We start from the raw sequence: 16479 nt of genomic DNA, 5'->3' as shown, positions 1-16479 counted from the left end.
TACTAGGAATTAAAGGGATTGCAAGCAATTTGTAATTATTGTGTTTTTGTCCCATTCAGTCCGAAATGGGATTTACGTTTAAATGCTGCAAAAACAGCGAAGCCATTATTTTTATATACGCAGTCGGAATGAACAAAACCAGCCTCACTCAGCCATCTAAGCTGATCCTCTACAGTGGCATTAATGTCGACGCTTCGGCGCTGGATGGCCGCTTCGATTGCACCTGTGGTTAACCCGCTTTGCCGGATGGCTGTTGTCCATTGCGACATATAATATTGATCCCAATAAGCGGTTGTACCGGCTGCTTGATCAGCATTAACGAAGCTACCGCCTTCTTTTAAAAGCTGATGAACGGTATGAAATAAGTCGCGTTTTGCTGGATGCGATAAGTGATGGATGGACAAGGAGGAGATGATGGCATCGTAATTTTCTGTGTAAGGATAGCTTGAGTAATCAGCAGCTATATAGCTGACTGATGGGTCAGCTCCGAAGCGAGATTGCGCCTCCTTTAGCATTTCTTCGCTCAAATCGATAAGAGTAAGATTGGCATTTGGGTATTTGTTGCGAATCATAGATGAGAAAAGTCCTGTTCCGGCACCTAAGTCGAGTATACGCGGGGCATCGCTATCACAGTGAACCAAGTCAGTTGCTATGCTGTAAAAATCATCAAAGCAGGGGATCAGTTGGCGGCGCTGACGACCATATTCAGGCGCGACAGCATCAAACTGTTTTTTCACATTTTCATTCACAATAATGCCTCCTCGAATAGTGGGCTGCGTGCTGATTTGTCATTTTCACTTGAGTTAAACAGTATATTATAGATGATTGTTTCATAATGGAAATATATAATATAAATATACTTTATAGTTTTAAACTATGAATGAATCGATTTTAATCCGTTAAAAAATGGGTATTGCGTATCCGAGTTTTTGATGGTACGATTGGTAAAATTTTAAGATCACTGATGAACACATATGGCAAGTTAAATAGCTTTTACATTCGATGACGAGAAAGAGTACGTTATGGGCCTGATCGAACAGAGAGTTGGGGCAGCTGAAAACCAACGTTCGGGTAGTAGCAGAAAGCCATCTCCGAGAAGCAGGCTGAACGAGAGTAAGCTCTGCCGCATTTCCAGCGTTAACGGGAACATGTATTGCTAGATACATGAGCAGAGTGTCGCGCTTTTGGCGTGAAACTAGGGTGGTAACACGGGTAGAGACTCGTCCCTTTATAGGGATGGGTCTCTTTTTTTGTTTTTTATCCATATTTTAGGAGGAAAAGTAATGGAGACATGGTCAATGAGCAAAATGATTTCACCAATGGTGCAGCAAATTCCGCCTTCGGGCATTCGTAAATTTTTTAGCTTGGCTGAAGGCAATAAGGATATTATTTCGCTTGGCGTTGGAGAGCCTGACTTCGTTACGCCTGAGCATGTAAGAGCGGCTTGCGTCCGTGCGCTAGAGCAGGGCAAAACCTCCTACACTTCAAATGCAGGGCTTATTGAGCTTAGAGAAGAAATCGCCAACTATTTATACAATGGGTTCCAAGTGAAATACGAACCATTGAATGAAGTGCTTGTTACCGTTGGAGGCAGTGAAGCCATTGATCTTGCACTGCGGGCGTTAATAGCGCCAGAGGATGAAATTATTGTTCCTGTTCCTAGTTATATTGCCTACGCGCCGATTGCGCAATTAAATGGCGGCAAGGTCATTGAGGTTGAAACGTTCGCTGAGGATCATTTCAAACTAACGGCAGAAGCCTTGAAAGCCGTCATTACTCCGCACTCGAAGGTGCTTATTTTAAACTATCCGAACAACCCGACAGGGGCGATCATGACCTATGAAGAGTGGCTTCCTGTTGCTAAGGTCGTGGAAGAAAATAATCTAATCGTTATATCCGATGAAATTTATGCGGAGCTGACCTACGATGCGAAACATGTAAGCTTTGCTTCACTGCCAGGCATGCGGGACAGAACGCTGCTTATAAGCGGCTTCTCCAAAGCTTTTGCAATGACAGGGTGGAGAATCGGTTATGCTTGCGGTCATCCGGAGCTTATTGCAGCGATGCTCAAAATTCATCAGTATACCGTCATGTGCGCACCAATTATTGGGCAGGTTGCGGCGATAGAATCACTTCGCAATGGTTTAGATGAAAAGGATAGGATGATTGAGGCTTATGCGCAGCGCAGACGGATGTTTGTTAAGGGCCTAAGGGAAATTGGTCTGCCCTGCCATGAGCCGCTGGGCGCGTTTTATGCTTTCCCTTCTATTGCGCATACGGGACTTACTTCCGATGCATTTGCGCAAAAGCTATTGTTTGATGCCAGTGTTGCTACAGTGCCTGGGCATGTGTTCGGTCAAGGAGGAGAGGGCTTTATTCGCTGCTCCTACGCATCCTCTGTATCAAGGCTTAACGAAGCGCTTGAGCGTATGGATCGCTGCTTGAGGACACACGGTATGTCTGGGAAATAAAGAAGGGAGCCAGCAGAGGCTCCCTCACGGCCCAAACGAGTGGATCAATCGCTTGGAAAATAAATACTGATCGAGGTGCCTTCACCAATCGCAGAACGCACCTCGATTCGGCCTTGATGTGCTTCTACGATCATTTTGGCGATACTCATGCCAAGGCCAGTACCACTGCTTGATTCTTCTGTATTCGTCCCGCGGTAATATCTTTCGAACAGCTTGTTGACAGTGGCCTCATCCATGCCTCTCCCGTTGTCGGAGACGCGGATGTAGGCATCATCATTCAGCATGCCGCAGGTTACCGTAACGGTTATGCCTGCAGGATTATGTTTCACGGCGTTCGAAAGCAGATTATCCATTAGCCGCTGCATCCACTTCGGATTGCCATAAAGGCTGACAGGCAGCTCGTCTCCCTCATAAAGGAAGGCTACCTCGGAAAGCGTAGCATCGTTCACATATTTGAGTACTGAGCGTCTAACCAGCTCGCCGAGCTCGAATTCATGTCGATCCATATGGACGGTTCCATGCTTTATTTGATAAATATGCGAGAAGTCATTCATAAGCTCCAGCATATAGCTGCTTTTTTCACGAATCATTTTGCCCATGTCCTGAAGCTCTTCATCACTCCACTGCGCAGGGGAGCTTTCCAATATATAGCCGTAGCCTTGAATGGTAGAGAGCGGCGTGCGCAAATCATGCGAAATCCCAGTCATCCATTCCTCTCTCGTTTTCTCAAGCTGGCGCCGATCCTTCTCCGTTTGCGCCAGCCGCTCGGCCATTTGGTAGAAAGCCGCAATCACTTCCCGGTAAAGGCGGTAGCGAATACGCAGCTTGCCGCTGCGGCGGAATACCTTTTTGCGATCCTTTGGCGTAAGCACCTCATCATACCGTCCATTGCCCATCCGCTCGAACCAACCGGCGAATAGGATGAGTGGCTGACCATAGCGATAGCCATGCCAAATGGAGATAGCAAGGGAGAGTAAGAGCAGCGAGCCGCCTATCCAAATGAAGATACGTATAGCTTCCGATAGGATGGGCTGCTTCGTATACGTTATTTGTTCGTTTGGCGTGTGCAAAATCCAAGTCAAATCACTATTTTCAGGCTGGTACACAAAGATGTTCGTATCATAATCACCAGGCTTTTGCTGCATAGTCAGCACTTCCAGCGGCTCATATACATCGATAGCAGAAGTCTGATCTCCAATCGTTTGAACACTTTTGCCAGCTTGGTCTACGATTAGCAAATAGCTCTTCGTTTTCCTTAACTCGGTGAGCAGGTCATTCTTATATGCCTCATTTACTAGACCATTCTGCTGATATGCCATATACCATGCAGTCAGCTTCTCTTGCTGCGGATTTTTGTAGCCAAGAAGAAAGAGCAGCGGAGTAGAGTACGTCAGATCGAGCTCGTTATCGACGGTATAGATGCCGGATTTTTCGGATTGCTGGATGGCTAAAAGCTGCGTAATCGAATAAGAAGTCGGCTGCTCTTTCGGCGAATGGACGGAATAAATAACCTGCCCTTTGGAGTCCACGACTTGCAGCCACATATCACGATCTTCAATGAGCTCCTTCCAGTGCGTCGACATCTTAATCTCTTTTTTCGAATAGTCGGTTTCCGCGACAATGGAGCTAAGCGCGCCGGCGGGAAAGTTCCGTTTGAGATCCTCGTTCGTAATTTTATTAATAAGGACAAGAAACAGCACGATCATCGCAACGAATATGAGAATCGAATACACGACGAGCTGATATGTAAAATGAAAGGCCATTCGGCGTTGAACCTTCATAGGCTTACAGGCTCCTTAACTAATTTGTAGCCGAGACCACGAACGGTAAGCAGATGCGTCGGCATACTGGGATCATATTCAATTCTCTCGCGAATTCGCCTGATGTGAACCATAACCGTGTTGTCGTCCCCTAATCCGTCAATGCCCCATACCGCTTCATAAAGCTGACCTTTCGAGAAGACGATGCCGGGGTTTTTGCAGAAATACAGCAGCAGCTGAAAAACCTGTGCAGGGCATGATACCGGCTGATTATCTACTAATAATTCCCCAGCTGCTTCATTTAACTGAAAACGGCCATAACGGTAGGTTAGATGAGGGGCAGAGGCAGCGGATATTGACGTAGCAAATGTGGAATGCGGTGGAGGTGACTCCGCCTCTTCCATGCGGCGCAGCCTTGCTTTAATGCGAGCTGCAATCTCCAATGGATTAAATGGTTTTGTGATATAGTCATCGCCGCCCATCGCAAATCCGGTCAGTATATCGAGATCGGATGCTTTGGCGGTTAAAAATAAGATATGCGGATTGCCCAGCTGTCTAATTTTTGAGCAAAGCTCAAATCCGCTGCCGTCGGGCAGCATCACATCCAGCAGCACGATATCGGCTCCGTGGCGAGCGATCGTATCGAGAGCTTCTTGGCAGGTTCCTGCCGTATAGATATGCTGGAAGCCTTCCTTTTGGAGCACCAGCTGCAGCATTTTTACAATAGAAGGTTCATCTTCCACTATGACAATTTTGTTCATGTTCATCACCCCGTTTTATGCTAGCACACAAACCTTAACATCTGTTGAACAAAACAGAAAAAAATTAAGCTGCTGTTATGATTCCGTTTGTTCGCTGTTCAATTGGAATCTTTATGATTGGGTAAGAGGTGATAGGAATGATAAATCAAAATGAAACGGGACAGCGAATTCGCGTTATTGATGCGATTAGAGGGTTCTGCTTGCTTGGCATACTGCTGGCGAACATGCTTATTTTTCAATATGGTATTTATGGGAAAGAGGAAATGCAGCTATTTCATCCTACTCCTACAGATGAAGTGACGCATCAAGTTCTCAAGGTAGCGGTGGAAGGCAGCTTTATGCCTATCTTTATGTTTTTATTCGGCTACAGCCTCTTTAAGCTGCGCGAAGGACTAGTCGCCAAGGGGCTCAAGCCGGCGAGGTATATGGTACGACGCTTTTTTATGCTAATAGGACTTGGGCTTTTGCATAGCATGCTCCTTTGGGAGGGCGATATCCTATTGGCCTATGGAATAACTGGGTTTTTCTTATTACTGTTTGTAAAAAGAAAGCCAAAAACGCTTATTATATGGGGAGTCATATTAAGCATATTAATGTCTGGACTCGGCTACGACTTGAAGGAGGATACGCCAAAAGAGAAAGCTCGCATGCATGATTACGTAGAAGAGTCTATTACCGTATATGGTGAAGGAACCTATCAGGAAATTATGAATTTTCGTCAAGAAGAGGACCCGCTAGACCTGCCTGTGGCCGTCATGGCAGTGCTTATGGCTTTGATGCCGATGCTGATGATGCCGATGTTTTTGTTCGGCATAGCGGCTGCCAATAAGCAGTGGTTTCATAATCCCAAGCGGGAGAGACGTAAATTTGCTTGGCTCAGCGGCATACTGCTGCCACTAGGTCTTCTATTGAAAGCGATAGCTGTATTAAAGCCGGATTGGGCATGGAGCAGCGTATTATTGTCGTTAGGCGGGCAATTGCTGGCCTTTGGGTATATTTTTGGCCTTGCGGTCGTCATGTCGTTTTTATCTAAACGATCCTATATCATCATGGCATTTGAATCGGTTGGACGAATGTCTATGACCAACTATTTAATGCAGACGGTGATTTGTACCACTATATTTTATGGATATGCGTTGGGCTGGTTTGGAGAAATCGGTGTGCTTAACGGCGTACTGCTTGGCATAGCCATTTATGCCGTTCAAGCCGTTGTGTCCAGCTTCATCCTGTTCTGGTTCAAAAATGGTCCATTTGAGCGACTGCTTCGCATTGCAACATATTGGTCATTTAGCGGGAAAGCTCAGGTTTCGAAAAAAGCAGCAGATGCACAGGCTGCGGATCATGCTTATTTTAGTGCTATGAACTGAATATCATGCGAGAGGGAGCTGCCTGCAGCGAATGTGAGCAGCTTTTGGCCTTCTTCCACTAAAGCATCATGATCAGCTGCGCTTAACTTCTCAAATGATTGAATGATGAGTGCTGCAGTTTCGTTGTTTTGTTCTATCTTCCACGTGCCGCGTACGAATCCGTCTATTAAAAATGTAGAGCGAATAATGCCGTTAATCGTGAACACGAGCGGTTTATACTTTTCATCCAAAATGCGGCTGCGGTCAGAGTAGGAGAGCAGCATATTATCGAACTCGGATAGAAAGCGCGGCGGTGCTATCGTGTCGCCGGGCGGCAAGGGAGCATCCGGCAAATCAAACAGCTCATTGCCCTTCTCGTCGGAGAAGGTACGCAGGCTTGGACGCAGCTGTTCAATAGTCTCGCGGAGCTTGCTTAGCCCAGACCAAACTTGCATATCCTTAATGGTTGCGGGGCCAAAGGCGCCAAGGTAACGCAGCAGCATCGTCTCGAGGGAAGGAGAGTTCGCAAGCGATTGACTAAGCCAAGCTTCCGCAGATGTATGTGTTGCTTGACCACTAAGTCCCCATACACCGCGAGGCGGGATTTGGACGAGCGGGACGAGAGTACGAATAGCAGCGCTAAGGGCAGAGGGGTCAACATTAGGCCACTCTAACGCGAGTAGATTGCCGAGTTCGTTGAATGTGCGAGGCTGCTCCTCCACTAAAGCGCGACCAGCTTCACGGATAGCTTCGAGGTCTACGTTTTGCAGCATCTTTCCGTATGTACTAAACATGCCTTTTTCTAAAGCAGGTTGAAGCAAGGGCCGCAATTCCAAACTGTCACGCGCACTGACCAGATGAATCGTAGAGCGCATGAGAGCAATGCGCACGACTTGACGCTCCGTGATGAGCCTAGAGAGCTGCTCTTGTCGGAAGTTTTCAAGCCGTGTCCATAACGCAAAATAGGGCGGGTTAGGCGCTTGTGACTGAATGGCAACCAAATGCTGGATCGTCTCCAGCACGGATATATTGGATCTTCGCAGCAGCATTTGCCGCTCAAGCAAAGCTCTATTTAATTGGCGCGTTCCTAAAATAGGTGCTGCTGCATTCTTTGCTCGCTTAGATGAAGCCATGCAATGAATCCCCTCTCTATTTACGATTCGGTTATTTTTCATTGTTCACTTTATTATACAAAAAATCCCCCTCGACCGGTGCGAATGAAGCCTCGGCGAGGGGGATTTTCTTTTAACAGGTGATTAGTTCACTTTAGTAAAGCGGCCTTCAATTTTTGCCGAGATAGTACCGGCTGTGGATTTCGCATTAATATATGTGATCGTAGCGTCAAGATCTACAGGACCAGCCTCACGGTTTGTTCCTTTCAAGAGCACCGTGTAGCCGTCACCGCCTGTTGCCATAAAATCGTTCACGACAATCGTATAGGCTGCTGCGTCATCTAGAACAGTGCCATCGGCTTTCTTGATTTCAACAATCTTTTGGCCGTCTGGCTTGCTATCGTCATACTTATATGTGAAACCGGAAATTTGGCCAATCTTCGGGCTTGTTCCTGCCCATTGCTGATTCATCAGCTCTTTCATTTGCGCGCCAGTCAGCGTCATCTTAATGAGCACATTGCCGAAAGGCTGTACGGAGAACATGTTTCCGTAAGTGACATTTCCTTGTGGAAGATCATTACGAATTCCGCCTGAATTCATGAATGCAAAGTCCGCTTTCATTACTTCGCGCATGCCATCGGCAATTAGGTTTCCTAGCGCTGATTCGCCGGAAGCGCTAGTTGTACGTGTAATGGCAGCATCCGTTTTAGTAACCGGTGCGTTCATAACTGGAGCGTTCAGCTCTTGGTACGATTTGATCATTTGTGCAATTTCTGCATCCGGCGTAACGCCTTCGCGTTTCACTTCAACGACTTCGCCTTTAGCGGAAATAACATTATGCGTTGCACGATCGATAACTAGATCCACATCAGAGAATGCCGTACCATAAGAAAAGGCTTCAATGACAAGTTTGCCGTCGATCATTTTGTTCAGGCCGCCATGGTTGTGGCCTGCGAAGATGACGTCTACATCATCATCAACGTTGTTAGCCAGATCGACAACTTCGCCAGTTGGAGCGTCGGCTTTGCCATCGAATGGATCATGCGCCAAAATAACGATGGTGTGCACGCCTTTCGCTTGCAGTTCTTTCACTGCTTTGTTAACCGCTGGAGCTTGCTCGATAAAGTTAAGGCCTTTAATGCTTTCAGCTTTTACGATAGAAGGCGTAATATTCGTTACGACCCCGATAAAACCGACTTTAACTCCGCCAACTTCAAGTACTTTGTAGGCGTCAAGCAGCGGTTTGCCGTTTGCATCCACTACGTTTGCAGCGACATAAGGGAAGTTTGCACCGGCGAAATCCTTGCCCGTTTTCGGGTTTTTGCCTCCGTTGATTAAGCGGAGTGCTTCAGCTGCGCCAGCGTCAAACTCATGGTTGCCGAGTGTGCCGATATCGAAGCCGAGACGGTTCAAGAAATCGATCGTCGGCTCATCCTGCAGCATCGCGGATACCGGTGCGCTAGCACCAACCGCATCGCCAGCATGCACAAGCAGCGTGTTCGGATTCGAAGCTTCGCGTTGTTTCAAATATGTGGCCAAATAATCCGCGCCTCCGAGTGTCGACACGACTTTGCCCGCTGCATCTTTTACATCTTTTTTGTAATCCAATTGTCCGTGGAAATCGTTAATGCCCAGCAATTGTACCGAAATATCGCTGATCAGCGTATGAACGACTTTCGCCGCTTCCGCACGAGTCGATGACGCTTTAGGGACAAACTTGCCTTCGCCGCGTCCGTTCATAACCCCGCGGTCAACTACGATATTCACGCCAGCTTTTGCCCAAGCACTAATTTGAGCATCGTCGGCCATTTTTTTGCTTTCCGCTACGATCGTCTCTTTGCCTGCTTTGAGTTTCAATGCGTTGCTTGCCATTACTGCCATTTGCTCACGCGTAATTTTGTCGTTCGGAGCAAATTTGCCTTTGGAAACTCCGTTAACCAAGCCGTTCTCGCTTGCCGCTGCAACGGATTCCGCATACCATGCAGTCGCTGGAACATCGGTGAACGAGCTTTTGCTTTTCGCAGTCAATTTCAAAGCTTTCACGAGCAGTGTCGCGAATTCCGCGCGGGTAACGTTCGTGTTTGGCTCAAAAGTGGTATCGGTTTTGCCTGTAACGATTTGTTTTGCAACCAGCTCATTAATAGCAGGGGAAGCCCAGTGAGAAGCTGGTACATCAGTAAATAGCTTGTTTAGGTCGAGGGAGAAGATGCCGAAGCCCTTTTCATCGACTTTATCCAAGTAACGGATGTTGTTCGTCGTTTTAGCATACTCCGCCGCTTTTGGAGATGAAGTGAATGTAACCTTTACATCGCCCATAACTGGAGCAATCGACCAGTTGTTATCGATCGATGGGTTGATTTGCTTATTGGTGCTAATGTAATCCATTAAGATTTGGCGGTTTTCGTCCGGTGCGTCAATAATATATTTACTTCCTTTAACGCCTGGGAAGTTGCCGCCGCCGCCAGCACGGTAATTGTTAGTAATAACGATGAAATCTTGATTTGGATCTACCGGCTTGCCTTTGTAGTTTAACTTAATGATCCGGCTGGAAGCTGCATCATTAATCGTACCATCAACTTTATATTTAGCTGGTTTGGTAACGTCAACTTGGTAAGTTACGCCATCGATCACATCAAAGTTATACACTTGGAATGAAGGATTAAGCAGTTCTTGCTCTTCCGATTTGCTTGGATCGATTTGATTGAATTTGCCAGCAGACATTTCCAGCCATTCTTTCACAACAGAACCCTTAACCATGATCGCTTTAAGCGTGTTGTCGTAGAGATAGAGATCGCCTGCACTCTTAATCGCGAGCGGGCCGGCTTTAATTTCTGTGAATTCCTCAACGCCATTGCGTCCCGCCTTGAATGGAGCGCCTACGGACAAGATTGGCGTGTCCTTGTATTCGGGCAGGTTTTTCTTAATATAGTTTTCAACATACCATTTCTGTGCGTTCGTTACGATCTGAACAGAAGGGTCGTCTTGTACGAGCGCAAAATAGCTGTGAATCGGCGCTGTTGTTGTTCCGATAGGGTTGTTTGCGTATTTAATCGTTGCTTCGTGGTCACCATTCACGGCGTCGATGATCGCTTGATCGATTTCAACAAGCGGTTTCTTCGCTGCGCTATCGTAAATCGCTTTCGTGGAAGACTGGGAGCCAGCAACTTTCCATTTGCCATCCTGTTTCTCTAGCGACAAATCAATAATTCCTAGATTGCTTCCGCCGTATCCAGCTTGCACGGCTGGCACTCCATTAATCGYGCCCTTCGCATTGTCAACGCTTGCATATACTTTGCCAGAAGCATCCTTAAATAAAGCGTCGAGCGATTTCTCGTCAACTGCAGGGAATACTTTATGAGTATGAGAGAATGTAATTGCATCAATACCAGACACCTTGCTTAGAAGCAGTACAGCATCCTCCGCGTTAGTATTTGCTTGAGAGTTGGCATTAAAGCCCGTGTGCGCCATAGCAATAATAATGTCTGCGCCTTCCGCTCTCATTTTAGGTACAAATTTCTCAGCAGTTGCGGCAATATCCTTCGTAATGACTTTGCCTTCAAGCCAAGTTTTGTCCCACTGTGTAATTTGCGGAGGTACAAAGCCGATAACACCGATTTTCAGCGTCTGCTCCTGACCGGATTCATCAACGACTTTTTTCGTAATAATTTTGTAAGGCTCAAAGCGGTTCACATCGTTATCCGGATTCGAGTCCTTATCATCGATATATACGTTTGCGCTCACATAAGGGAAATTGGCGCCTTTAAGAGCGTTGTCCAAATAATCTAATCCATAGTTGAATTCATGGTTGCCAAGGGTAGCAACGTCGTAGTCAAGTTGATTCATGGCCTTATAAACGGGATGAATCTCTTTGTCTTTAATTGGAGCTACGACAGCCTTGTAAGTGCCAAGCGGCGTGCCTTGGATAAGGTCACCGTTGTCAACAAGGAATGTGTTCTTTGATTCTGCTCTAGCCGCTTTAATCAGATTTGAAGTTCTAGCAAATCCGACCGTATTGGAAACGGCATCTTTGTAATAATCGTACGGCACAAGATTGGTGTGAATGTCTGTTGTTTCCATAATTCTGAGTTTCACGCTGGACCCTGCATCCGCTGCTGCTGCGAACATACCGTTAAACGGCATCGACAGTACGAATAAAGTCAATGACGAGACAGCGAGCTTTCGTAAACCCTTTTTCCCCTTAAGCTGACCTTCTTGCATTCTACCAATCTTCCTCTCATGTCATAAATGTTAACATAAACATAATAGAGCAGAAGCTACTAAATTCCAATACTATATTTTCGAAATTTAATAGAACCAAGGTAATAATAATGTATATTTTGAAAAAAGAACAAGAACAAAAAATGGAAAGCTTTGTAACGAAAAGCGTTCCACTTAGCAGCTTGTTTATGTTATTTTTATAGGAACAAAACCATTTCATAGAGAAGAAGGAGTGAAACGTATGACAACGCAAACAAAAGACTGGATTTTGCACTCCGTCATTTTTAGCTTGAAGCATGAACAAGGCTCTGCGGAGGAACAGCAGTTTTTGGAGGATGGAGAGCGGATTCTTACTTCGATTCCGTCTGTAAAGAACTTTCAAGTATATAAGCAAGTAAGCGGGAAAAATGACTACCGCCATGGCTTCGCCATGGAATTTGCAAATCAGGCTGATTACGATGCTTATAACGAGCATCCGCTGCATGTGCAGTTTGTAAATGAACGTTGGGTGACAGAAGTAGAAAAGTTTCTTGAAATCGATTACGCGAAGTAGGACATTCCATTGAAGATTTAGCTGATACGACATATAATGAGCGGTATAGACTACACATTTTCGAACAAATACGAACATAATGGGAAGAGGGACTAAGGGATGAAAAAGCTTAGAGTGCTTCAGCAGTTGACGGATGCCGGCGTCGTGGCGGTATTGCGTGCGGAATCGCCTGAGGAAGTTGTGGAAATGTCACGCCGTGCAATTAAGGGCGGTATCAAAGCGATTGAAATTACGATGACAGTGCCATTTGCACTGCGTGCCATCGAGCAATTATCCAAAGAGTATTCAAGCTCCGTATCACCTGATGCTGACAACTTTGCTATTATCGGCGTCGGCACAGTACTAGATCCAGAAACGGCACGCGCTGCTATATTGGCAGGGGCGGAATATGTCGTTTCTCCAGCACTTAATCCGGATACGATCAAGCTTTGCAATCGCTATGCGGTTCCTATTTTGCCGGGTACAATGACCATTCATGAAATTCAAACGGCATTGGAGCTGGGCGTTGATATCGTGAAGCTGTTCCCAGGCAACCTATATTCACCAAGTGTGATTCCTTCTATAAAAGGACCGTTGCCGCAGGCTAACGTTATGCCAACCGGCGGCGTATCACTCGACAACCTAAAGGACTGGATCAAAGCGGGCGCGGTAGCGGTCGGTATCGGATCCGATCTAACGAAGGACGCTGTAAAAACGGGCGACTTCTCGCTCATTGAGAAGAAAGCCGCTGCTTATATCGCAGCTTACCGCGAAGCAAAAGGACTTTAATCAAATACCTGACGGAGGCTGCCTCTGTCAGGTTCTTTTTTTTGAAATGTAAAAAAGGATATCATTTTCTCATAGTTACGTGACTAGTTTAGAGGGGGAAATCCAGCCAATGCTGAAACGAGAGCAAATTCGAATTCGTGATCCTTACATACTCGTAAATGAGCAAGAGAAATGTTATTACCTATACGGGACAACGGATGAGAATGTATGGTCAGCTCCAGGGACGGGGTTCGATACGTACAAAAGCACTGATCTTGAGAATTGGGATGGGCCTTATCCAGCCTTCAGGCCAGCGCCTGGTTTTTGGTCGGATCATCATTTTTGGGCGCCAGAAGTGTATGTTTACGATAACAGCTACTATATGTTTGCTTCATTTAAGTCAGAGGATAAGCGGCGCGCAACACAGGTTTTAATATCGGAAAGCCCTCTTGGGCCTTTTGTCCCACTTACAGATAAGCCCGTCACTCCATCGGAGTGGGAATGTCTTGACGGTACGCTGCATATCGAAGCAGATGGAACGCCATGGATGGTATTTTGCCAAGAATGGGTGCAGGTGAATGATGGTAAAATGTGCGCCATTCCATTGACCGCAGATTTAAAGGAAGCGGCTGGAGAGCCGATCATGCTTTTCTCCGCATCGGAAGCAGCTTGGGCCATTCCATTTGGCGATGATCATAACAACTATATAACAGACGGCCCTTATCTATATCGTAATCAAGTAGGCGAGCTGCTTATGCTTTGGTCAAGCGGTTCGAAAAATGGCTACGCTATTGGGATCGCCCGTTCAGCCAGCGGAACGATTGAAGGGCCATGGACGCAGGATGCGGAGACGCTTTTCCCGCAGGATGGTGGACATGGCATGTTGTTCCGCTCATTGGAAGGACAGCTTATGCTTGCCATGCACTCACCCAACAATGAGCCGGATGAAAGAGCAGTATTTATTGAAATCGAAGAGAAAAACGGTACGCTGCAGCGAAAAGAATAACGAAGAAAAATAGGCAGCTCGTGACTATTCAGAGGCAACGTTTGCTTTAATCACAGGCATTGCTAGGTCGAAAGGCTTAGACTTCTTTCCTATAGAAGTATATGATCAATACATATGGAATTTTAGTGTAACGGTCATATTCATAATCATGATGGGATGGGTAGTATGAGATCTACTATTATTGAGGACATGCTAACGATAGTCTCAGCAAATATTTATAATTCGGCTACACAAGTAATGAGCACGGCCTATACGATGATACCTGCAAACACGTTTTGCATCGCTATAAATGACAGAATGACAACAACCGTCTTGAGGTCGTATAATCGCGACTACATGATTTTGGATGAAGGCTTAGTCGTTGACAACGAAGAGTCCTATTGTCATTTGGTCATTGAAAAGTCAGAAGGGCCATTAATTATTAATAATAATCTGACACATCCGCTCACGCGGGATATGGATGCAACGAAGCTGGTCGGCGGCTGTTCTTTCATGGGAGTTCAGATCGTCAAAAAAAGTGGAGAAGTATACGGCTCCCTTTGTGCCTTTGACCATAACTTTTATGCTTACGACGAGAAGGAAGTAGCTTTCATGTCATCGTTAGCTGCTTTTTTTGCCAATGTTCTAGAATTGGAAGACGCAGCCATGGCACTGCAGGAAGCCCATCATAAGATTTGTGATTTGGCTGAGGAGAAATCCAACCTGCTGGCCGTGATGAGTCATGAAATCCGCACCCCTCTAAACGGTATCATCGGGATGATCGATCTGCTTCAGTCCACTGAGCTGACCGAGGAGCAGCGTAAATATATTAAAATTACACAGTCCAGCGGTGATTCATTGCTCGCTGTGCTAAATGATATTTTATCGTATGCCAAAATCGAATCCGATCAATCAGAGCTCGTTCATCTCCCGCTTGACCTGCGATCATGCGTCAAACAAGTTCAAGAGCTGCTTGGTCCGGATGCTGCCAAAAAAGGGATTAAGCTTCATGTGGAGGTCTGTCCTACTATACCGGATATGGTTAGGACCGATGCTACGAAAATTCAGCAAATCATGATTAATCTAATCAGCAATGCAATCAAATTCACAAATACTGGCGGTGTAACGCTTTCTGTGGAGCAGCTGTCTTCAGAATCAAGTTATCCTTTAATGCTTGTAAAGGTTAGAGATACAGGAATCGGTATTTGTGCGGAGAAGCTGGACATGCTTTTTAAACCATTCTCTCAATTGCATACACCTGAGCGCAGCTTCGAATACAGCGGTACAGGGCTCGGGCTATCTATCTGTAAGAAACTTGCTGAGCAAATGGCAGGCCGGATATGGCTGATGGAATCCAATGAGCACGGCTCATGCTTTGCCTTAGAACTCCCTCTTATGACTGAAGAAGCGTATGTTTAGCGTGAGCAGTATGCTCAGCAAAAGCGCAGTCCTTATAACCAATTTGGGAGCTTTGCTTGATTCTGATCGGGAATAGCGTTATAACAGAAACAGGGTCAAAAAAGAGAAAACACAATTGATTAAAGGAGTCGTTCAATTAATGGATTATCGTATTGAGAAGGACACAATGGGCGAGATTCAGGTTCCTGCGGATAAGCTATGGGGCGCACAAACGCAACGCAGCTTGCAAAACTTCAAAATTAGCGGTGAGCGCATGCCGATCGAAGTGGTGTATGCGATGGCTTATATTAAAAAAGCAGCCGCGCAAGCCAACGAGAAGCTTGGCGTTTTGGATGCAGCAAAGTCAGCGATTATTGGTGAAGCGGTAGACGAAATCGTTTCAGGCAAATGGGATGAGCATTTTCCATTAGTCGTATGGCAAACAGGCAGCGGCACGCAAACGAACATGAACGTGAATGAGGTTATTGCTAACCGTGCGAATAACTTGCTTGCAGAACGCGGAAGCGAAGTGCGCATCCACCCGAATGATGACGTAAACCGCTCACAAAGCTCGAATGATACATTCCCTGCAGCGATGCATATTGCTGGCGTAATTGCGCTCGAGGATCGCTTGCTTCCATCTCTTGATCTACTGAATGGCACGCTTCGCGCGAAAGCGGAGAAGTTTAACGATATTGTAAAAATCGGGCGTACTCATCTTCAAGATGCTACACCAATTACGCTTGGTCAAGAAATCAGCGGCTGGTACTCTATGCTGGACAGAACGCGCGCTATGTTAGTTCAAAGCGTAGAAACGATGCGCGATCTAGCGCTTGGCGGTACGGCAGTTGGTACGGGCCTTAACGCTCACCCTGACTTTGCAGTCGCAGTGGCGCAAGAAGTAACGGCACTTACGGGCAAAACATTTGTAACGGCAGAGAACAAATTCCACTCCCTTACAAGCCACGACCAAATCGTATACACGCATGGTGCCGTAAAAGCGCTGGCGGCTGATTTGATGAAAATTGCAAACGATGTAAGATGGCTGGCAAGCGGTCCACGCTGCGGCATCGGTGAAATTTCGATTCCAGAGAACGAGCCGGGCAGCTCGATTATGCCAGGTAAAGT

The 16479-nt window shown here is 46.3% G+C and carries 12 protein-coding genes and 1 other annotated feature; of the genes, 7 read left to right on the top strand and 5 right to left on the bottom strand.

What is annotated here, in order from left to right; genetic code table 11:
- Positions 1-35: 35 nt before the first annotated feature.
- A complete protein-coding gene (locus AC1DPK_RS14790) occupies positions 36-749 on the bottom strand; it encodes a class I SAM-dependent methyltransferase (protein WP_477510802.1) in 714 nt (237 codons plus the stop codon).
- A 244-nt stretch (positions 750-993) separates the two neighbouring features.
- Positions 994-1231 (top strand) — a binding site (T-box leader).
- 52 nt (positions 1232-1283) lie between these two features.
- Between AC1DPK_RS14790 and AC1DPK_RS14785 the strand changes: the two genes are divergently transcribed.
- Complete coding sequence (locus AC1DPK_RS14785) at positions 1284-2471, top strand: aminotransferase class I/II-fold pyridoxal phosphate-dependent enzyme (RefSeq protein ID WP_477510801.1); 1188 nt, start codon at positions 1284-1286, stop codon at positions 2469-2471.
- A 44-nt stretch (positions 2472-2515) separates the two neighbouring features.
- Here AC1DPK_RS14785 and AC1DPK_RS14780 read toward each other — a convergent pair whose 3' ends face one another.
- Both AC1DPK_RS14780 and AC1DPK_RS14775 read right to left on the bottom strand, forming a co-directional pair.
- The gene (locus AC1DPK_RS14780) at positions 2516-4252 is read right to left on the bottom strand and encodes a sensor histidine kinase (RefSeq protein WP_477510800.1); all 1737 of its coding nucleotides are present in this window, start codon (positions 4250-4252) and stop codon (positions 2516-2518) included.
- The gene (locus tag AC1DPK_RS14775) at positions 4249-4998 is read right to left on the bottom strand and encodes a response regulator transcription factor (protein WP_477510799.1); all 750 of its coding nucleotides are present in this window, start codon (positions 4996-4998) and stop codon (positions 4249-4251) included. Before AC1DPK_RS14775 ends, AC1DPK_RS14780 begins: the two co-directional genes overlap by 4 nt.
- 131 nt (positions 4999-5129) lie before the next feature.
- On the opposite strand from AC1DPK_RS14775, the gene AC1DPK_RS14770 reads away from it, so the two are divergent.
- Positions 5130-6359: a DUF418 domain-containing protein gene (locus AC1DPK_RS14770; RefSeq protein ID WP_477510798.1), complete on the top strand. Its 1230-nt coding sequence runs from the start codon at positions 5130-5132 to the stop codon at positions 6357-6359.
- Here the strand turns inward: AC1DPK_RS14770 and AC1DPK_RS14765 are convergent.
- A complete protein-coding gene (locus AC1DPK_RS14765) occupies positions 6338-7471 on the bottom strand; it encodes a winged helix DNA-binding domain-containing protein (RefSeq protein ID WP_477510797.1) in 1134 nt (377 codons plus the stop codon). The two genes, AC1DPK_RS14770 and AC1DPK_RS14765, sit on opposite strands and share 22 nt — an antisense overlap.
- A gap of 123 nt (positions 7472-7594) precedes the next feature.
- On the bottom strand, positions 7595-11668 hold the full coding sequence (locus AC1DPK_RS14760) for a bifunctional 2',3'-cyclic-nucleotide 2'-phosphodiesterase/3'-nucleotidase (RefSeq protein ID WP_477510796.1): 4074 nt from the start codon (positions 11666-11668) through the stop codon (positions 7595-7597).
- 241 nt (positions 11669-11909) lie between these two features.
- Between AC1DPK_RS14760 and AC1DPK_RS14755 the strand changes: the two genes are divergently transcribed.
- The 5 genes from AC1DPK_RS14755 to AC1DPK_RS14735 form a co-directional block, all read left to right on the top strand.
- Positions 11910-12221 carry a Dabb family protein gene (locus tag AC1DPK_RS14755; RefSeq protein WP_477510795.1) on the top strand — a complete coding sequence of 104 codons (312 nt, stop codon included), beginning with the start codon at positions 11910-11912 and terminating at the stop codon, positions 12219-12221.
- 99 nt (positions 12222-12320) lie between these two features.
- Positions 12321-12989, top strand: coding sequence for a bifunctional 2-keto-4-hydroxyglutarate aldolase/2-keto-3-deoxy-6-phosphogluconate aldolase (locus tag AC1DPK_RS14750; protein ID WP_477510794.1), 669 nt, complete (start codon positions 12321-12323; stop codon positions 12987-12989).
- A gap of 109 nt (positions 12990-13098) precedes the next feature.
- A complete protein-coding gene (locus tag AC1DPK_RS14745; RefSeq protein ID WP_477510793.1) occupies positions 13099-13974 on the top strand; it encodes a glycoside hydrolase family 43 protein in 876 nt (291 codons plus the stop codon).
- A 165-nt stretch (positions 13975-14139) separates the two neighbouring features.
- Positions 14140-15372, top strand: coding sequence for a GAF domain-containing sensor histidine kinase (locus AC1DPK_RS14740; protein ID WP_477510792.1), 1233 nt, complete (start codon positions 14140-14142; stop codon positions 15370-15372).
- Positions 15373-15511: 139 nt separating this feature from the next.
- The coding region (locus tag AC1DPK_RS14735; protein WP_477510791.1) for a class II fumarate hydratase at positions 15512-16479 on the top strand (968 nt) is incomplete at its 3' end.

This window comes from Paenibacillus sp. 01T424 (assembly GCF_056398745.1).
Note: the sequence above shows the minus strand (reverse complement) of the source record. Positions and strands in the feature narration are given on the sequence as shown.